A 20,897-nucleotide genomic window follows, 5' to 3' on the forward strand; every position below is an offset into this window, starting at 1 on the left:
TCGGTATCAAACCAGACGAATGGCTTACTTTTCTATCGTTTCAGGATCGTTTCAATCTCGCTTCAACGCTGCGGTTAACGTTTTAGATTATCCGCCATGGTCTCAGTTAACACATTATCCGGATCACCCGATAGCTCCCACACGAACATCCCCGCATATTTGTTCTTCTTTACCCAATCCGCTTTAGCTTTTATCGAGCGCATATCTTCATAAGTAATAAACACTTTTTTCTTCGGATGCCACAAAAACGGCGCATGAGCTTTTTCATCATACCCATTCTCGTAACCATCCTTCACTGTGTAGTTACGTACTAAATCCCAGTACATGAAATATCCCGGCTCTTTCGGGTCGGTGCCGAATGTCGCGCCTTTTTCTGATACTAAATCAGAAGCTAACGACTGGCCATCAAACCCTTTGGTACCTTCCCAGCCACGGCCATAATACGCCGCACCGACAACGAGTTTGTCTTTCGGGATCCCCAAGGCGACCATTTTTTCAATGAACACATCCGTTCCCATGCCCCACCAGCCATCTGGCGTGGCATGCAAGTTCGTCAAATGGCCCGTTTGCTGCCCCCACCCGCCAAGGTAGTCATAGGTCATGGCAAACATGTTGTTCATCAATGGCGCGACCGCCGCCCAGTCAATCCCTTCCGCTTTGGCACCCACGCCGACAGCCGTGGACAACTCATACTCACGCTGTGTTTTCGCCGACAAGGCATCAAGCTCTGCACGCAACGACTTCACTAAGTGAGTGTACGCGTCTTTTTCGAGGGCTTTTTGTGCATCGGTCAGTTTGGTTTCAGGATTCCATGGCGAGGTTGTTAACCCACCACCACCCGGGTATTCCCAATCCAGATCGATCCCATCGAAGAAGTCATACTGCGCAATCAATGCCACCGCCGTACGTGAGAAATGCTCAATCGCCGCCTTGTCTTTCGCCATCGCATGGAAAGGTTCTGACATGGTCCAACCGCCAAACGACGGTAAAATACGCACATTAGGGTGCGCGGCTTTCAGATCTTTTAACTGAGCAAAGTGTCCTTTGTAATCAACTCGGGCGTTAACGGGGCCAAAGTCATGCTCCAGCGCCGCTTTTTGATCGACAATAATCGCCGAGAACGGCTGTTTATCTTTGCAGGCTTGTGCCACTTGCTGTTGTACTTTCTTACTCGCGCCATCGTGAGGTCCACACATACTCAAAAAGGCGTAGATAATATGGCTGAGTTTGTCAGCGGGTATATCATCCACGGTATAGGGGTTTTGTTCATTGTCATACTGCCAATCAGCAAAGTAGCCCGCCACAACCGGGGCTGGTGCCGATGGCGCAGTTTGTGCCATTACAGTGGGCACCATGAGCAATGAGGCGACTGCCAGTGATACTGCCGTTTTCATGACGCTTTCCTTCTCATCGTTATTATTGCACGGGCCAGTGTAACGGCTGGTTAGCTTGTTTTTTGTACAAAACCCCCATTTTGGTGTGATACCTTTAATGAGCCATCAGAAATGCGACACGCTATGACGTTATTGATTGATGAGAAAAGAGTTACATATCAATATGTGATGCAATCCATTTCATCACGCCCTGACACAAAACGTTAACAACAAAATAAAACCGCAACATCCCCTTCACACGCAAATCCCTCATAGCTCTATCTTGCACAAACACAACCTTTTATTTACAACCACTTGAATTGAAATTGTTTGAAATATGGTCAAACATTACTGTTTAACTGACCCTATACAGACAAAAATCAATTCATTTTCATTTTTGTCGCACAAGCCTAACAAGCTGCTAAAAATACTGTTTAAGATCATAAAGAAGCGGAATTTTTGTCGAGCGGGGCAATCTTTTCCGATAGATTTATCGGTAGTTTATTTGTAAGCAAGTACGTCATACTGACATATTTTGACTTATTCCATCAGTATTAATGGTTAAAGAGGATGTTTTACCATGTTGGAGCTATTTATTGGCCTAGCGGTCACAATTGCCGTTGGCTACTTCATTATCAAGGGATATAAAGCCGCTGGGGTGCTGCTCACCGCGGGTTTACTACTGCTTCTCATCACCGGCTTGCTGGGCTATGACGTTTTACCTGCCAGCATTAAAACCACCGGCAACTTCGTGACTGACTCGCTGGAATACATCAAATACATGTTGCAAAACCGCGGGGGCGGTTTGGGCATGCAAATCATGTTGTTGTGTGGCTTTGCCTCTTACATGACGCACATTGGTGCCAATAACGTCGTGGTGAAACAATTCTCAAAGCCTCTGTCTATCATTAAATCACCTTACACCTTGCTGGTTGCGGCATACATCGTGGCGTGTTTGATGTCGTTGGCGGTCAGCTCAGCAACGGGCCTTGGCGTGCTATTAATGGCGACCTTGTTCCCAATGATGACAGCAATGGGGATTTCACGCCCCGCAGCCGTTGCGGTTTGTGCCTCACCGGCCGCAATTATTCTGTCTCCAACGTCTGGCGATGTGATTGTCGCAGCCGAAAAATCTGGACTTCCCCTGCACGTTTTTGCCGTTGAAACCGTTCTGCCGGTTTCAATCTGTGCCATTATCGTGATGGCAGCCGCCGCGTTCTTCTGGAATAAGTTTTTGGATAAGCGCGAAAATATCGTGATGGAAAAAGTCGATATTTCAGAAATGGAAGTGAAAGCCCCTGCTTACTACTCTATTTTACCCTTCCTGCCTATCATCGGTGTCTTCGCTTTCAATGGTGAAACCATCCCAGGCCTGACACTGGATATTTACACCATCGTGGTCATGTCTATCGTGATTGGCGCGCTGGTAGATTACGTCACCAAGCGTTTCAACGGTAAACAAACGCTGGAAGATTTGGAATCCTGCTACCAAGGCATGGCCGAAGCGTTTAAAGGCGTGGTGATGCTATTGGTTGCTGCCGGTGTGTTTGCGCAAGGTCTGATGTCTATCGGTGCGATTGATAACCTGATTGGCTTAGCTGAATCTGCCGGTGCTGGTGGGTTTGCGCTGATGCTATTGCTAACAGGCCTAACCGTTGCGGCTGCCATTGCAACAGGTTCAGGTAACGCGCCTTTCTACGCGTTCGTAGAATTGGCTCCTGCACTGGCTGGTAAGATGGGCTTGAGCCCAGCGTTCTTGATCATCCCAATGCTGCAAGCCTCTAATCTGGGCCGTACTATTTCACCGGTATCGGGTGTTATCGTTGCGACCTCAGGTATGGGTAACGTCAGCCCGTTTGAAGTAGTGAAACGTACCTCTGTGCCGGTTTTGTGTGGCCTGCTGACCGTGATTATCGGCACTATGGTGTTGGTACCAATGCACGCTTAATATCGTTTTGGTACCCATTAACGGTCAAAAAATAATAAAGGAGGCTTTGGCCTCCTTTATTATTTTCCTATTCTTCACGTCTTTCTTTACTCGCTGCTTTTCTTCCTATTGCCCTTTTTTGTCATGGCTGTAATAACACCGTGAATTCGACTATCTGAGCACTTGTTCTGTTAGCCGGTAAATAGGTTCGCTAAAATAAAAAATCGACCTTAACATTATTAAGGTCGATTTGAGCGTTAACGAGAAATCGCTGACTAACCACAAACTATGTATCGTCAGCTTTTCTTTTATTCGCTGTTACTTACTAACGAAAGTTACTTACCAACAAAACCATTGTAAAGCATGTACAGGTGAGCCGCTGACCATGAGAAGTTATTCGCGCCTTGCACCTCGCCCGTCTCTGGGTTGTAGTTCTCTTGAATTGGCGTTGATTCCGTTAAACCTTCAGCGTTAGCAAACAGTTTATCAACCATCTCACGCGCTTCAGCACCGTAACCGTAGTTATCAAGACCACGTACACCGAAGTAGAACTGATCAAGCCAGACACGACCACGCCAATAAACATCCGGACCGTATGCAGGGTTGCCCGTGCCCGCCGTACTCAATGGGATCTTAAGCTCCGTCTCTCCCACAAAGCTAAACTCACCATCAATCAAATGCTTCGCAACCGCTGCTGCATTCTCTTTCGTCGCTGCTTTGTTAAACAGCGGCGACCAACCTTCGGTGTTTTTACCACGAGCAACAATGTGTGAGCCCGCACAATTAATAGGTGTTTGAGCGTTAAACTCTGTCACAACAGGTACTGTATTTTCAATCTTGATATCGTAGAAGAAACCCGATGCGTTGTACGGGTCTGCACCACCTTTCGCATCGTAGAACATACATTGGTTGATGTAGTTCTTCGTGTAAGCCGCAAAGTCATTGTAATGCTTAGCTTCAGCCGTCTTACCAAGGATCGTCGCGATTTCTGCCAGGTACAAGTTGTCTGAGTACCAGTATGAGGCTTGGTCAACCGACTCCTGATCAATGGTGTAACCTTTCAGCGCGTTATTCTGTGGATCACGCACTTCTGTTACGCGTAATTCCCAATCTTTTGACGCAGCAGCTAAATCACCGTTGTAACGTTCTTCTGCATAAGCTTGTAGCTGATCTTCATAGATAAAGCCGAATGTTGCTGCGTTATCACGCCCTGACTCCCACCCTGCTGCGGTTTTAACTGGAATCTCCATGTTTGCTGGTGTCGCCAAGCCGTTATCAAGCACGTGGTTGTACTCTTCTAAACCACCAATAGCGTGCTTTTCACCTTCAGTCACATAAAACTTCATCGCATCTTCGCTATTATCACCTTGATAATCCTGTGAGCCGATCTCGTCGCCCATAATGGTGTGAATAGGGTCTTTCGCAGCCCCATATTCAGGAATACCGTTATGGTTAGTATCACGGTTACTCTTCCACCAGTCGTGGTAAGCCACGAGTTTAGGGTACATTTCTTCCAGCCAAGCTTTCGCTTCTTCTGGACGGTCATGTTCCGTAATCAACGCGTTGTACACTTCCATAACAGCCCACGCGGCCAGTGACGGCTTCGTGTTACGTTCGTTCCAGTTAAGACCGTTGGTCGCCAATGGGTGCGCAGCCTTATACTCCTCAGACATCGCATTCCAGCGATCTTCGGGTAAGTTATAGGTCACGACATCCAGCAAGTAACCTTCATCCCAAGGACGCACCACGTCATCGGCTTTGACTTGGTATTGGAATACAGTACGGATGTTTTCCATCGCCACATCAGGGTTAAAGTGCGCCATTGCGTATGCTTGCTTCCATGTATCCCACGGCCATGTCATGTTGCCTGAGAAGTAAGGTGCAGTCACTGACGGCGTCACGGTATCATGACTAATCGCACCCGCCTCACCACGCCAATTAGAGTGCAATGTCTCGATTGCTTTAACGGCAACAAACTCTTGTGCTTTCGTTGCTTTATCATTGGTCAAACCTTTCTCAAGGTACCCTTCCCAGCGCTGAGCGGATTTATTCATCTGCTCCACGGGATTTAGCATCAGATCAGAAAGAGTGGCCACTTCACGCGCTTCTTCCTTCGAGTCTTGAACGTGAGTAAAAGCTGTATTTATTGCGATTGTCGATGCATTACCCAGTTTCGCAGATTGCACATAAGAAGAAGAACCGGATTCATCATTCGCGGTGATTGTCGTGTTGCCGTCATGCTGAACAGAGCGCGTGACAATAAACTTGGAATCACCAGAGGTGAGTAACGACCAAGAATTTCGCACGGCACCGAATGACACCTCAATACCATCGCGGGTTTCTTTTATTGCACGCTCATAAGTTGGATATGCTTCTATGACCGTCTTATTTGTACCATCATCAGACAATGAAAAACCAGACTCATTCTGATAGTAGTTATCCATAAGAGAACCACCCCAAACAGCGCCTAACATTAAGTTATTTGGGTTATCAATCGTTACATTGACCATGGATGTTCGGTCAGAAACAAAACGCATTGTCAGCTTCGCAGTTACACCCTGTTCGCCGGTGTAATTTTGGATTAGAGCACCTGCAATTGAATATGCCTCTGTTAATACTAATTTAACAGGCTTGTCGTCTAGCAATAATGTCAGCGCGTCAAAACGACTGGCCATATAATGGACATATTCTTCCGTCAATAAAGCCACAGAACCTAAAGCAATTGAGCTATCTTGTACCTTTTTTGGATCATCTAAAGTATGGCCATGCCATGACCCGTGATCGAATAAAGGAATATACTCAAGATGACCATGAGCAAGATCCCGTAAAGCAACCGGATTACCAATACGATTAATTGTGTTTTTAAAATCAGATGCTTTTAGACTGCTYTCTGGTGTGAGTTTTTCACTGTTTTTTGATGATTCATTGTTATCGTTATTACAACCAGAAAGAGAAATAGCCATACCAATAGATAAAGCTAAAAGTGTTTTATTAATATACATGAACATTTGCCTAATTAAGATGTATCCATAAAGGATTGAGATTGTAAATATAGCAACAGAACAACATGTAAAATCGGACTCATTGGGGGAAGTGAACCTGATAATTCAGAAAATAAACATGATATAAAACACATATCAATTTACATTCTGACCATGTTTGTTTAGTTACAAACTTCGCATCTTATTTGCCATTCTCATTTTTTAAGCCAAAAAAGAATAACCTGATTATTTAAATTCCATCATTACATAGATCACAGTTTAGCGAACTGAAACCCTCCTAATATAAATAGTTAGATTCTCCTTCAGATTAAAAACCAAACAAATAATATTTTATTGACAATAGTGTTTTTTAACTATCAGGGTATTTGCTTCTGTTGCATATTCATTTCACGAATAACAGGCGTGAACCAAAGCCTATTTTCGCCCCCTGCCTCTCTACCGTATGTAATGATACTGAACACCATGCACATAAAAATCGGCCCTTCATTCTATTTTCCTCCCTGTTAGACAAAGCGCGCTCTATACTTTACAGCCAAGTGAATATCACGCGGTTCAAACACAATAATGACAGGGCAAGCCCCTTAATCCTTAATGAAAGAAGGGTTAATAAGCCACCAGCCCAGAAGGGATAAGGGCTAGATAGTTGTTTTGCTAAGGGCTATAATTCCCGCCTTCAAAAATTGAGGTCAAAATATGCACACTGAAGTAACTCCTATTAACAGCTATCCTAAATACTGGGCAGAATGCTACGGTACGGCGCCTTTCCTGCCGACCTCTCGCGCAGAAATGGACGCCCTTGGCTGGGATAGCTGCGACATTATTATCGTTACCGGTGATGCGTATGTTGACCACCCTAGCTTTGGTATGGCGGTGATTGGCCGCTTGCTCGAATCACAAGGCTTCCGTGTGGGTATCATTGCCCAGCCTGAATGGCAAAACAAAGATGCCTTCATGGCACTGGGTAAGCCGAACCTGTTCTTCGGTATTACTGCCGGTAACATGGATTCCATGATCAACCGCTACACCGCTGACCGTAAACTGCGTCACGATGATGCCTATACCCCTAACAATGAAGGCGGTAAGCGCCCTGACCGCGCGGTATTGGTGTATTCACAGCGCTGTCGTGAAGCCTATAAAGATGCGCCTGTTGTACTGGGCGGGATCGAAGCGAGCTTACGCCGCCTTGCGCATTATGATTACTGGTCAGACAAAGTCCGTCGCTCAGTATTAATGGATGCCAAAGCCGATATTTTGCTGTTTGGTAACGCCGAACGCGCATTGGTGGAAGTGGCTCACCGTCTTTCCCATGGCGAAGACGTGAAGACGCTAACCGGCATTGCGGGCACAGCGGTAATGATGAAAGCGATCCCTGAGCACTATAAAGAGATTGACTCATCACGCATTGAAAAACCGGGCCGCCCGATGGTCATGCAAAACCCGTATGCCACCGAAGAAACGTGCGCCACCAATAAAGAAGAGAAAAAAGAGCAGGCACAAGTGGTGCATGTTCGCCCATCTCGCCACGATGCTGCGACCACCGTCGTACGTTTGCCTTCTTATGAAAAACTGGCAAACGACCGTATTTTGTATGCACACGCAAGCCGTGTGATGCACTTGGAAACCAACCCTTATTCTGGACGCGCACTGGTACAAAAACATGCCGACCGTGAATTGTGGATAAACCGTGCACCTATTCCGTTGACCACAGAAGAAATGGACTTTGTGTTCGGGTTACCGTTTGCACGAGTACCACACCCAGGCTACGGCAAAGCAAAAATTCCGGCTTATGACATGATCAAAACGTCGGTCAATATCATGCGTGGCTGTTTTGGTGGCTGTTCATTCTGTTCTATCACCGAACACGAAGGGCGTATTATTCAAAACCGTTCACAAGCATCGATTTTGAACGAACTCGAAGAAATTCGCGATAAAGTCCCTGGTTTTACCGGCACAATCTCTGACTTAGGCGGCCCAACAGCGAACATGTATCGCCTTGGCTGTTCAGACGACAGAGCTGAAGCCAACTGCCGCCGTCCTTCGTGCATTTTCCCGAAGATCTGTGAAAAGCTAAATACGGATCACCGCCATACGATTGATTTGTACCGTAATGCCCGTAACGTGAAAGGCATTAAGAAAATCATGATCGCCTCTGGCGTACGTTATGACTTGGCGGTGGAATCACCAGAGTATGTGCGTGAATTGGTGACACACCACGTGGGCGGTTATTTAAAAATTGCCCCAGAGCACACAGAAAAAGGCACGCTGGATCTGATGATGAAGCCGGGCATGGGCACCTATGACCGCTTCAAAAACATGTTTGAAAAATACAGTGCGGAAGCGGGTAAAAAGCAATACTTGATCCCTTACTTCATTTCGGCGCACCCAGGTTCCACCGATGACGACATGCTGAATTTGGCGCTGTGGTTGAAGCAGAACGAATACCAGTGTGATCAGGTACAGAACTTCTACCCATCTCCGATGTGTAACGCGACAGCCATGTACCATTCGGAAACAAACCCATTGAAGCGCGTGAAATACAAAAAGCGTGAAGATTTGTTTGTTGCCAAAGGTGAACGTCAACGTCGCTTGCACAAAGCCTTGTTGCGTTACCATGACCCACTGAACTGGCCGTTGATCCGTGAAGCTTTGGTCAACATGGGTAAGAAGCACTTGATTGGTGATCGTGCCAACTGTTTGGTGCCTGCTGAAGGTAGCGAAGCGGAATTGACGCCAGCAGAGCGTCGTGGCTCAGGCCGTCACGGTGCGAAGCGTTTCGCGACGAAACACCCGAATCAGCCGGATATCCGTAAAGACGGCAAGCGCGGCGGTCAATCGTCTAACCGAAACCACGCGGGTAATCATCACGCAGACACGAACAAACCTGCTGGTGCTGGCAAAGGTAAACCGGGGCAACGCGCAGGTGCGGGGACGGGAACAAGCACAGGGAACAAGCCATCCGGTCAAGGCAAAGTACGCAGCCAAGGTAATGGCAGTGGCAACCAAAACGCCACTCAGAACAAGGGCAATCGCCCGCAACGCAGTAACGGGAAACCCGCAGGCCAACGCCAAGGCGGCGGTCAAGGTCGCACTCAAGGTAGTGGTGCTCAAGGTAGTAAACCGAGCCATTCACGCGCGCGATAATCACGCTCATGCGTCGTGACTTAAACGGCCATTCAGCCAAACATAACACTCAACAGCCCGCCTCTCGCGGGCTGTTTTTTTATCGTGCTCTCGGTGCTATCGAGGTATAGCTACCAAGGTATCGCTATCGCATCAACTCATAAGCCATCACACCCACGATATACAGCACAGCTAACAGCCCTAATCCCAATACGAATTTCATCTGTGATCTCTCATCTAAATATTTCATCACCAGCCCGCCGACCAGTAACAATAGGACAATAACCGCCAGTTTAATCATCTTCGACTCCTTGATTGAGTGCTCACTCACCGCAAGCCTACCGACAACTTACCGATATACCCACCCTATCAATAAACGGCTCAGTTTGTCTGCGCGATGACACTTATTTCGCTTTTAGATCAAAATAAACAATCCCGCCCAATAAAAAAGCGATGGATAACCATCGCTCTCTGTTTTGCTTCTGTTCGTTACCTTGTTAAGCCTTGCACACTCGGCCTGTCTTAGATTTTAAACATCGGGTAATTTTTCAATTCAGGGATCAAAGTTTGAAGCTTCTGCTCTTCTTCCGCCAATGCTTTCACATCACCACATACCTCATCAGCCTGTTTCGCCACGACTTTTGAACGTTCCGTTATGGTGGTTTGCATCCGCGTTTTCAAATCCAGCATCTTTTGCTGGAACTCGGTGAAGTTCAGCTCGCCGTCTTTCATCTCAGCCGTTAATGCTGCGAACATGGCCGCCATTGATTCAGCACTCACATGCTTCATCGCCTGCTCAAACTCTTGTCGCCAATCGCTTTCAACCGTAGAAAAAATATCCGCGGGTAAAACAAACTGCCCCTCTGGATAAAATTTCGCTTTGGCTTGCTCGCTGTATTGGTTGATCAAGGCATGTGTGCCAGCAAAGGCTTCTTCGCCCCCTAAACTTGCGGCTAATTCCGTCACAACATCATTGGCAACAGCGACGCCATCATCCGCCAGTTCCGCCATTTTCGGTAAATATGCCTGCACATGTTCGCGGTAGGCTTCGACCGCTTTTTTCTGCGCGGCATCCAAATCCATTTTCTCGCCATTAATGAACAATTGATTATTTTCATCAATCACCACTTTTGCAGTGCCTTGCTGATATAACGCCACCTGTTTATCGTTGATATGGATATCATTGGGTACGTTAACTGGGCAACTTTGTGCTTGCACATTCAAAGACGCAGGCAACAGCAGTAGAGCGAGCCCTAACTTTTTCATCATCAATCTGTTTTCTTTTTGTATCGAGTCATCATGCATATACTTTCACACGATTACGACGCAGGGACAAGTGTTCTAACCCACCAGCCAATCCCCTGTTTGGCTCCACACCGTTATCGAAACAAGGGTTTATCCATCTTTTGTGACTGTGATGAGGATCTGTTACTCTACAGGCCTACTCCTGTCTAAGAAGAGTCACTGTGGAAAAAGTTGCCATTTTTGTTGATGTTCAAAACATCTACTACACCGTTAAAGATACGTATGGTTGTAATTTCGATTACAACGCCTTTTGGGCGGAAGCTACGCAAGGGCGGGACGTGGTGGCAGCCTTTGCCTACGCCATTCATCGTGGGGATGAGAAGCAGGGACAATTTCAAAATATCCTGCGTGGGATCGGGTTTGAGGTCAAACTCAAACCGTTTATTCAGCGCAGCGATGGCTCCGCCAAAGGAGACTGGGATGTGGGCATTACCTTGGATGTGATTGAACATGCCCCTTCTGTCGATCGTGTGATCTTGCTATCCGGTGACGGTGACTTTGATCTGCTGGTAGAGAAAGTGCAATCCAAATACGGAGTCGATGTCGAGATCTACGGTGTTCCAGGTCTAACAGCCGCTTCTTTAATCAATACCGCGAATCACTTCCGTGAAATTGAAGAGACGTTACTCCTTAATCGTAAATAGCGGTTAAACAAACAACGCCAAACAATCGTGACTGCGTCGTGCACGCACATAAAAAGGCGGTAAGTGAAAACTTACCGCCTTTTTTGATACTGATTATTCAGTGCCACTTTGCTTTGACCGCTCCGCTCAACAATGTGGCATCGCACCCAAGATTTTGTTGTCCTTAACATGACGAGCGGTTACTGCTTGTTCACGAGAAAGGGCACGTAACGTTTTCACCGCGCCCACCACCATTCTCATCGGAACCACAACAAAATACAGCGAAGCAATCACGACCATCGCGGGGTCTGCATACACGGCATACTCACCCAAACCGACATACGCCAAAACGGTAGCAACCACAAAGCCCATCATGACTGCCGCACTAATTACGGTATCCATCATCCACTGCTTTGATTCTGCAGCAATTAATGCTGAACCGGTACGCGCACCTTGGGATTTGATGATCCAGTACGTCGCCAAACAACCGACAATGTTCACCACACCGAACGCTAACGCCAAGCCGGTGTTCACCTCTCGACCACCAGCGCTGATAGCCTCAACCGCAGACGCTAACGAAATACCGCACATCAAGGTGATCACCAAGCCTTTAATGGCGATCACCGCAGGCTCTATCATCTTCACGTTAGTTTGCTGGCGCGCTTTAGGCGAGCGAATGTAACTGGCTGCTGCCAACGAAAGTACTGTCAGTGCCAAGCTCACCAAGGAGTAGGCACCGTCAAACACAATGACGAGAGAGCCCATCCATAAGCCTAAGCCAATGCCCATCAACGCAAACAGCAACGCTGACACTGTGGATAGCTGCAATAGTTTTCGTTCTAAAGATACATTACACTGCATATAAACCTCGAACCGACATGCTTTTCGTCAGTTACTTTTGAATTTCTTAATTTGATTCTCAGTTTACCGCCAAGGTTTACATTAGGATAATCACTGAGCGACCGGTTTTTCGTCGCTGAACGTACAGCGAGCTCCCTCTCATCCAGCACACCGTACGCTATCGCTTCATATTTGTTTTGTGGACTAATCATGAAAATCAGCCAACTCGAAATGTTTATCGAAACCAGTACATGCGGATCCATTGCGGAAGCAGCACGTAAATTAGGGAAAAGTCGTACCACCGTGAGTGCATCTCTCAGTGCATTGGAAGATGAATTAGGGGTGGCGCTGCTTGAACGTTCCGGCAACCAAGTGCTGCTAACCGAAATTGGCGAATCCATCAAAAACGACTGCGAACGTATCGCGATGATTGCAGGGGATATTCATGCGAAATGCCACCAGCACCACCAAGGGGTTGAGTCAGCACTGCGTATTGCCCGTGATGATGCCCTGCCCGAACCTTTCTGGCGCCAATTAGTGCATGACATGCGAATACAATTTCCCAATACCAGCGTGTCGGTCTACATGGCGCCACCGCCAGAATTGGATGAAATGGTGGAATTAGACATGGTGGATGTGGCCTATTGTTTGCTGCCAAACAGCGACAGTTTGCCGCATAACTACCACGGTAAGCTGGGACAAATTCGCATGATGTCGGTGGCGCACAGTTCGCATCCATTATGCCAACTGAGTAAAGTGGTCAGTGCTGACCTTGCTCGTTATACCGAATTTGCCTTAGCGGCCATTGATGAAGACGGGCTAAAAGCCGTTTCTCCCGCTTCCAGTAACTACATTGCCTTGCCTTTTTATGAACACCTGCGCAATGCGGTACTCGATGGCATTGGTTGGTCTAACGTGCCTTCTGTGTTGATCAACACCTACCTGCGTGACGGCACCGTAAAGGTGCTGAACCACTACCAAGCCATGAAATGGCAACCTTATGGGGTGATCCACAACAAGAACCGACCGCAAGGCACGCTAACGCAGTGGCTTGCAAATCAATTACAAACCTACCTCGATGACGAATCTCACTGATTCTCGTTCCCTGCTGCCTCTTCGTCGATAACACATGCTTTTGTGATGTTTGCCCAGTGTTTCGTTTGCCTGTGTCCGATCTTTTTACAGTCATCGGCCGACGAAGCGCAATGAAGCCCTCTATACTTTTCACGGGTCTTTAAACAGGAATCATCATCATGCTCAAGAAGTTAGTGGCAGAGTTCATTGGTACATTCTGGCTTGTACTCGGGGGGTGTGGCAGCGCCGTATTAGCGGCCGCTTTTCCTGATGTCGGCATTGGCTTATTAGGGGTGGCGCTGGCCTTCGGTTTGACCGTTGTCACCATGGCCTATGCGATTGGTCATATTTCCGGTTGCCACCTTAATCCCGCCGTCACCGTGGGGTTATGGTCAGGGGGACGTTTCCCGAGTGCAGAAGTGATCCCTTATATCATCGTCCAAGTACTGGGAGGGATTGCCGGGGCGTATGTGCTTTACATTATCGCCAGTGGTCAACCGGGATTCAGCTTGGCTGGCGGACTCGCGTCTAACGGTTACGGCGATCATTCCCCTGGTGGTTACGATCTCATGTCCGGTTTTATCATCGAAGTGGTCATGACGTTCATGTTCTTGATCGTCATTCTCGGTGCGACCCACAAATTGGCCACGCCCGCTATGGCTGGGCTCGCTATTGGCTTATGTTTAACCTTGATCCATTTGATCAGTATTCCTGTCACAAACACCTCGGTCAATCCAGCTCGAAGTACCGGCCCAGCAATTTTAGTGGGGGATTGGGCGATGTCGCAGCTCTGGTTGTTTTGGCTAGCGCCGATGATTGGCGCATTGATCGCCGGTGTGGTGTATCGCTGGCTCAGCCCCAACGACGAGTGATCACTGCGGATCAATGTTGATCTTTCTGATATAAAAAATGCGGCTTCAATAAGCCGCATTTTTATTGCTTCGTGTACAACAGCAAATGCTGTCGTTATGCGTGCCCGTTCAGGACCTGCAACAGTACTTGTGTCGGGTGCTTCATTTTGATTTTTTCAAAACGTTTCACTTGGCTGCGGCACGAATAACCGGTTGCCATACAGTGCGCCGGATCAAGCTGTTCGATATTCGGCTGCCAGCTTAAATCGTAGACACCGCGTGACATCTCGAGCTTGTCTTTCTCATGACCAAACGTACCCGCCATCCCACAACAACCTACCGCGACCGGCACTAATTTCGCGCCAAAGTGATGGAAAATACTCGCCCACTCTTTTTCTGCATTAGGTAGTTTAGTTTTCTCGGTACAATGGGCAAACAAATACCAGTCCGTCGTTCCCTGTGAGGTCGCCGCAGGGTGTGCTGGCAGTAATGTCCCCAGCCATTCATGTGCCGTCAGTACCTGAAAGTCCCCACGCTTATCCTCTAAGATCTCGGTATATTCATCGCGGTAACACAGCACCAAGGCTGGATCGACCCCGACCATTGGGATTTCAAGGTCAGCCAACTGATTTAAGAACGCCGCCGTATTGCTGGCAGTTTTGGCAAACTCACGCAAGAAGCCTTTAATGTGCTGCGCTTTACCGTTCGGTTTAAACGGCACAAGCACGGGCGTTTTACCCAGTTTTTCCGCTAACTGCACAAAGTCTGACACCACATCGGCATCGTAATAACTGGTGAACGGGTCTTGCACAATCAGCACATAGTCATCTTTTGCTTTTGCGGATAACGCTTGCAGCGCAGACAAATCAAACTGCGTGGCATCATGCCCTTTCAGCGTTGTTGCCAAGGTCGGCACAGACAGCGCTGGCATGTCTACATAACCAATGGTCTTTTCCGTTAATACCTGAGACCAACGCGGACGCATCACGGCATTAAACGCCACCGGTGCTTTGGCCATTAATGGCAAATAGCTTTCGACATAGGCAACCAAATAGTCCTTCACCGGACGCTGATAACGGCTGTAATAAATTTGCATGAAACGCGAGCGGAAACTCGGCACATCCACTTTAATGGGGCATTGACTCGCACACGCTTTACAAGCCAAACAGCCATTCATGGCATCCATCACTTCATGTGAGAAATCGTAAGATTGACGGTTTTTGCCGAAACTGTTTCTAAAGCGATCAATGATTTGCTTCACTGTCGGCGCTTTTTCCATCAGCTCTTTTTCTAATACTGTGGGATCGATGCCCTGCTCGGCAAGCTGACGTAACCATTCACGCACAAGGCCAGCACGGCCTTTCGGCGAATGACGACGATCGGCGGAAATCTTCATCGACGGGCACATCGGTGAGCTGGTGTCATAGTTAAAACACAACCCGTTACCGTTACATTCCATCGCTTGTTTAAAGCTGTCACGGACTTCAATCGGGATCTGACGGTCGTAATAGCCCCGTTTCACCCCATCGACTTGCACCAGTTCTGCCGTGCTGTCTAATGGCGTACAAATTTTCCCTGGGTTCATGCGGTTATCTGGATCAAACGCGGCTTTAATTCGGCGCAATTCGGTAAACAGTTCTTCGCCAAAAAAGGCGGGGCCGTATTCAGAACGGTAACCTTTGCCGTGTTCCCCCCACATCAAACCGCCGTATTTAGCGACTAACGTGACGACCTGATCGGAAATCGTCTTCATCAATAATTCTTGTTCGGGATCGCACAGATCCAACGCCGGACGCACGTGTAACACCCCAGCATCAACGTGACCGAACATCCCATAATTGAGCTGATAGCTGTCCAGTAACGTGCGGAACTCCGCAATGAAATCGGCGAGGTTTTCAGGCGGCACGCAAGTGTCTTCGGCAAAGGCCACCGGCTTTTTACTGCCTTTGGCCGCACCGAGTAATCCAACGGCTTTTTTCCGCATACCGTAAATTTTCTGAATGCCCGCCAGCTCATTACACACTTGATAGCCAATAATGCCATGCTGTTGCGCGGCAATCATGGCGTCTAATCGGGCGCACAATGCCGTCACGTGTTCTGCGTTTTCAGCCGGATCATTGCTGGCGTATTCCACCATGTTGATACCCAGCATGTCTTTGCCCGGCACATCTTCCAGCAAATCGCTCACGGTATGCCAGACGATATCTTGCTTGGCAAGGTTCAGCACACGAGAATCAATGGTTTCGACCGACAAGGCTTGTGCTTCCACCATCATCGGCGCATTGCGCAAGGCGGAATCAAAGCTGTCATATTTGATATTCACCAACGCCCGCGCTTTGGGGATTGGGGTGATATTCAGTTTTGCTTCGGCGATAAAGGCTAACGAACCTTCCGCACCACACAACAGGCGAGCGATATCGAAATGCTCAAGCGCATCATCAAACCCGTTTTTTAAATCATATCCGGTTAAGAAACGGTTTAAGGGGGGAAATTTATCGACAATTTGCTGGCGTTTATCACGACAAACGGCCGCTGCGGTTTTCAGTGCTTGGTTGGCCAGCGTGGATGTATCCGGTAGGGCAAGAATCGCGTCGTTACTCAGCACTTCCGTATCCAGCACGGAACCGTCCACCAGTACGGCTTTCAATGACAGGACATGATCGGAGGTTTTACCGTATTTCAATGACCCCTGACCGGAGGCGTCAGTATTGATCATACCGCCAATGGTCGCACGGTTACTGGTCGATAAATCCGGCGAAAAGAAGAAGCCCAAAGGGCGCAACGCATCATTCAGCTGATCTTTCACAACCCCGGTTTGTACCCGCACCCAGCCTTCTTCCGCGTTGATTTCCAACACTTGATTCATGTGGCGAGAAAGATCCACCACAATGCCTGGCGTTAATGACTGGCCATTGGTGCCGGTACCACCGCCGCGAGCAGAAAAAGTAATAGCGGTATGGGCGCTGTCTTGGACAGTGTGGCCCAGCGTCACCAGATCGTGATAATCACGCGGGAACACAACGGCTTGTGGTATTTGCTGATAGACACTGTTGTCTGTCGCGACCGCTAAACGGCTGGCATACGTCTGTTCAATGTCGCCCTTAAAGCCGGCATTGTCTAACGCATGAAGAAATGACAGAACCGCATCATCGGTACTGTCTTGATGAGTTAGTGCAGGTAACATTGCTCTCCTTGTCCAGTTTCCTGTCATATCCTATGACAACTGGCCTTCTCTATATCGGATGTGTGCTTCACTTTACCTCACCCATAGAGGGAAAAAAAGTGTGATGTTAAACAAGGAAATGTCCCGCACATCACATGATTACCTTTTTCTTTTCGCTGATCTACGCACGTAATCGACGATGTAGCCACGCCGTACCCGCCACTAACCACAGCGTAATCACTAAGCAACCGCTCGCTTTTATGCCGAGAACAATCAAGCTAACCGTGCTCTGCTCAGCAATATACTGTAAGGCGCCATACAAAATGCCAGTGATGCCTCCTATTATCACACAAGACAGTAACGCTTTCGGTACAGGTAATCCGGTCGATTCCGCCATCTGTTTAGACGCAAATTCCACCGATAAGAAGATCCCGAGCATCATCGCAAAAATGTAGGCTTGCGCGGGCACCAGCGTATAACTGGCAATAATGCCGACAGCCATGGTTAAGAACAGCCAAAACCAACGGTTATACAGATACGTTTGCAACGGTGGTTCGTGCGTGCGCCAAACAAGCAGTGACGACACGATCATGATGCCAAGCATCATGGTGATCACCACATCACTGATAAATTGCACCCCAAACCAAACGCGTGCTGCCCCTTGCCCAATAATCAGCAGTGCTACTATCACACCCACGATAATTTTCTGGAATGAGGGCGCCCGTTGTGTCATTACATGCCATACGCCCCCCCACAACAAGGTGGCCATCAAAGTGTGACCGCTCGGGAAACCGAAACCACTCGCATCAATGCGTTGCAGTTCTGGTAAGGCAAAAAAAGGACGCGGTGACGCAATACCGTGCTTCAGCAATGAAGTGGTAAACAAGCCAATTAACAATAGGAACAGTAACTCCACCAGCGGTTTTGTCCCCAAACAGCCCGCAGTTAAAACCACCACCAGCATGATAAACCACACTTCCCCGGGCAGATTCAACACATAAGCGATGGCTTCAAACACGACTTGCGCCAACGGCGGCCATTGTTCAACCGCGTGCTGAAAAGCCTGAATATGGCGAACTTCATATTGATGAAGCAGATTTATTTTGTCATCGAGCTGGTCATACTCCAGCACGTCACTATTGGGGGTTCGAGCCATCCAGCCCGGCAGCAATAATACATCCGATGCATACCGATAATCCGACGTGGTTACCTGTTGTGGATCAATCAAATACACTCGCTCAACTTCAGACGCAAAGTGTTTAGAAAACCACGATGCCACAATCGGGAAGCCACGTTTATCACGGAATGAAGATACCAGAATGGGGGATGTCGCTTGGCAAGCATAAATAGCCGCTCGACCACGGTATTGCAGTAAGTCACCCACATGCACTTGAATCCCCGATTCTTCCAATGCTTCTCGGGCCGCCGCTTCTTTCGGCGTATCCGGCTTATCGATATACCCCCCTGGCAACGACAGCTTTTTCGTGATCACTTCAGAAAGCATCACAATCTGATTATCATGGCGAATAATACATACCGCGCCAACAAGATCATCCCGTACCTGCGTTGAAGCCGTTTCACTGGCAGTAACCCAACTACTTAACAGGCACAAACACAGTACACACCACCAGCGAATGACTTCCATTGCCATGACCTACTCTACAAACCGGGTAAAAAACCATCTATGATGGAGAAAGAACTCAGGTAGCAATATTGCTAACTCATTGACTATCATATCTGTTTTTTGCTGACAGGGGCAATCGATTGCCGCCTTTCAACCGTCATTACGTCAAATACATTGCCACAACGTCAAGGATTTACATGTCAGCACCGCTTTCTTCTGACCCGTCGCCTCCCGCTCTCGCTGTCGATTATTATCGCACCAACTTTCTGACGCTCATTCATACGGTGCAGGCTCAATATGACGACTTACTCACGCCAGATGAACGCGAGTGGTTAATCACCTTTCTCGCCTTGCCTCTTAATAGCCAATGCTTGTACTTGCGGTTACTCACACGAAAAGGGCCGCTCTTTCGCTTATACAAACTGGACTATGATGAAATTCCTGACCGTGACGTGGCCGCTCAGCACCTCGCCGATGCTGGCTTTATCCACTTCGCATTAACGGATTTTCCTCTCGCGCAGATCTGTGCGTTGTTTACCAAGCCAGAACTCCTGCAGCGATTTTCTTGTCTGCACGCCCTGAAGCAAGCCACCAAGCCTCGCTTGGTCGAGCGTCTGAGTGAGCATCCCATCACATTTACGGATTTTCATGAGCCCCTGTTCGCTATTTGTCATTCTGAGCATTTGCAGGTTTTTTTACTGCTGTTTTTTGGTAACTCACATCAAGACCTCAGCCAATTTGTATTGGCCGAACTGGGGCGACAGACCTTTGAACAATACCCCCTTGACCGTCAACACCGTTTCTTTCACGAACGACAACACATTGAAGACTGGCTATCGCTCTCCCAACTGAATGACGCGTACTGGCAAGCAAAAACGCAGCGCGATACCGACGCAATCTGCGCTTTAGTGCCACGCTTACCACCGGCTTTTACGTGGGTACCGTTAGAAAATAAACGTCAGACGTTGATTAATCATCTCGCCCGCGATCTTGAACGGCACGCTGGTGACTGCCCGATGTTACAGCAACAGGCGCTCTCACTGTTTCGCCAAAGCCAACGCCCGCCCTCACGGGAACGACAAGTACGCCTATTAGAAAAGCAGCACCAACTCACCAGCGCATTGACCTTAACCAAAGACATGCTCTCCCCCCCCTTTCACGAAGATGAAACCGATGTGGCACATATTTTGTTCAAGCGTTTAGCGAAGAAAAAGGGGGAATCCATACCGGCCTGCCGTCCTTTTTCTCCCAACGAAATACACCTGAAGCTCACAGCGCAATCTGCGCGGGTCGAAACCTGTGTCGCCGACTATTTCCAACAACACAACTGGGAAGCGCATTATGTCGAAAACCATTTGATGTGCGGTTTATTCGGTTTGGCTTTTTGGGACATTATTTATACCCCTATCGCAGGGGCGTTTCTTAATCCTTACCAACGCTCCCCCAGAGACATGTTCACGCCTGAGTTTTATCTGCGGCGTAAGCAGGCAATAAATCACCGACTGCATGCCATTGAGCACGCCCAATGGAACGAGTGGCTGACGGTGTATCAGAAAAAAGGGGGGATCGGTAATGACTGGGTGCACTGGTCGGCACTGAATGAAGAGCTGATCAAGCGAAGTATCGAGATAATCCCAACCCACGCGTTGCGAATGATCTTTGAACGCATGGTTTTCGACCCCAAAAATAACCGCAGCGGGTTTCCGGATCTCATACTGTTCAACAAACAGCAATATTGCTGGGTAGAAGTCAAAGGCCCTGGTGACACATTACAACGCAACCAAATGCGTTGGTTATCGCACTTTGAGCAATACGGTATACCGGCAAAAGTGGCTTACGTCACGTGGGTATAACCCCCTCTATTTTGTTTCCTGAAAATTATGCCATTTTCTCCCTCTTCAACGTCATTTCTCACCTATTATTATCTTTATTAATAATAGTATTTTTATTAACCATAAGGCCCAAAGGAAAAGGTCGAATTATCATGATATTGGT

At 48.0% G+C, this 20,897-nt stretch carries 13 protein-coding genes; 6 read left to right on the forward strand and 7 right to left on the reverse strand.

Annotation, left to right across the window (positions count from 1 at the left end; all coding sequences use genetic code 11):
- Positions 1–74 precede the first annotated feature (74 nt).
- Positions 75–1,355, reverse strand: a complete 1,281-nt coding sequence (locus L4C36_RS02090) for a glycoside hydrolase family 18 protein (RefSeq protein WP_428476174.1) — start codon at positions 1,353–1,355, stop codon at positions 75–77.
- A 598-nt stretch (positions 1,356–1,953) separates the two neighbouring features.
- Here L4C36_RS02090 and dcuC point away from each other — a divergent pair.
- Entirely contained in the window at positions 1,954–3,321 is a 1,368-nt protein-coding gene (gene dcuC / locus L4C36_RS02095; RefSeq protein ID WP_428476128.1) for an anaerobic C4-dicarboxylate transporter DcuC, read from the forward strand.
- 314 nt (positions 3,322–3,635) lie between these two features.
- Here the strand turns inward: dcuC and ygjK are convergent, their stop codons facing one another.
- A complete protein-coding gene (gene ygjK, locus L4C36_RS02100) occupies positions 3,636–6,302 on the reverse strand; it encodes an alpha-glucosidase (protein ID WP_428476129.1) in 2,667 nt (888 codons plus the stop codon).
- Between the two features lie 693 nt (positions 6,303–6,995).
- On the opposite strand from ygjK, the gene L4C36_RS02105 reads away from it, so the two are divergent.
- On the forward strand, positions 6,996–9,443 hold the full coding sequence (locus L4C36_RS02105) for a YgiQ family radical SAM protein (RefSeq protein WP_428476130.1): 2,448 nt from the start codon (positions 6,996–6,998) through the stop codon (positions 9,441–9,443).
- A gap of 124 nt (positions 9,444–9,567) precedes the next feature.
- Here L4C36_RS02105 and L4C36_RS02110 read toward each other — a convergent pair whose 3' ends face one another.
- Together L4C36_RS02110 and L4C36_RS02115 are read right to left on the reverse strand one after the other, a co-directional pair.
- Positions 9,568–9,723 carry a hypothetical protein gene (locus tag L4C36_RS02110; RefSeq protein ID WP_428476131.1) on the reverse strand — a complete coding sequence of 52 codons (156 nt, stop codon included), beginning with the start codon at positions 9,721–9,723 and terminating at the stop codon, positions 9,568–9,570.
- 221 nt (positions 9,724–9,944) lie between these two features.
- On the reverse strand, positions 9,945–10,691 hold the full coding sequence (locus L4C36_RS02115; RefSeq protein WP_428476132.1) for a YggN family protein: 747 nt from the start codon (positions 10,689–10,691) through the stop codon (positions 9,945–9,947).
- Positions 10,692–10,888: 197 nt separating this feature from the next.
- On the opposite strand from L4C36_RS02115, the gene L4C36_RS02120 reads away from it, so the two are divergent.
- On the forward strand, positions 10,889–11,371 hold the full coding sequence (locus L4C36_RS02120; protein WP_428476133.1) for a LabA-like NYN domain-containing protein: 483 nt from the start codon (positions 10,889–10,891) through the stop codon (positions 11,369–11,371).
- Between the two features lie 126 nt (positions 11,372–11,497).
- Here L4C36_RS02120 and L4C36_RS02125 read toward each other — a convergent pair whose 3' ends face one another.
- The gene (locus L4C36_RS02125) at positions 11,498–12,211 is read right to left on the reverse strand and encodes a cation efflux transmembrane domain-containing protein (RefSeq protein WP_428476134.1); all 714 of its coding nucleotides are present in this window, start codon (positions 12,209–12,211) and stop codon (positions 11,498–11,500) included.
- Between the two features lie 189 nt (positions 12,212–12,400).
- Here L4C36_RS02125 and L4C36_RS02130 point away from each other — a divergent pair, with 189 nt between their 5' ends.
- Together L4C36_RS02130 and aqpZ are read left to right on the forward strand one after the other, a co-directional pair.
- Positions 12,401–13,285 (forward strand): LysR family transcriptional regulator, encoded by an 885-nt coding sequence (locus L4C36_RS02130; protein WP_428476135.1) that lies wholly within the window; start codon positions 12,401–12,403, stop codon positions 13,283–13,285.
- 158 nt (positions 13,286–13,443) lie between these two features.
- Positions 13,444–14,136: an aquaporin Z gene (aqpZ, locus tag L4C36_RS02135; RefSeq protein ID WP_428476136.1), complete on the forward strand. Its 693-nt coding sequence runs from the start codon at positions 13,444–13,446 to the stop codon at positions 14,134–14,136.
- Positions 14,137–14,230: 94 nt separating this feature from the next.
- Here aqpZ and ydiJ read toward each other — a convergent pair whose 3' ends face one another.
- Positions 14,231–17,299: a D-2-hydroxyglutarate dehydrogenase YdiJ gene (ydiJ, locus tag L4C36_RS02140; protein WP_428476137.1), complete on the reverse strand. Its 3,069-nt coding sequence runs from the start codon at positions 17,297–17,299 to the stop codon at positions 14,231–14,233.
- Positions 17,300–17,459: 160 nt separating this feature from the next.
- A complete protein-coding gene (locus L4C36_RS02145) occupies positions 17,460–18,929 on the reverse strand; it encodes a phosphatase PAP2 family protein (RefSeq protein ID WP_428476138.1) in 1,470 nt (489 codons plus the stop codon).
- Positions 18,930–19,099: 170 nt separating this feature from the next.
- Between L4C36_RS02145 and L4C36_RS02150 the strand changes: the two genes are divergently transcribed.
- Positions 19,100–20,755: a VRR-NUC domain-containing protein gene (locus tag L4C36_RS02150; protein WP_428476139.1), complete on the forward strand. Its 1,656-nt coding sequence runs from the start codon at positions 19,100–19,102 to the stop codon at positions 20,753–20,755.
- The last annotated feature ends 142 nt before the right edge of the window (positions 20,756–20,897 follow it).

The organism is Photobacterium japonica, from assembly GCF_050337005.1.
GTDB classification, from domain to species: domain Bacteria; phylum Pseudomonadota; class Gammaproteobacteria; order Enterobacterales; family Vibrionaceae; genus Photobacterium; species Photobacterium japonica.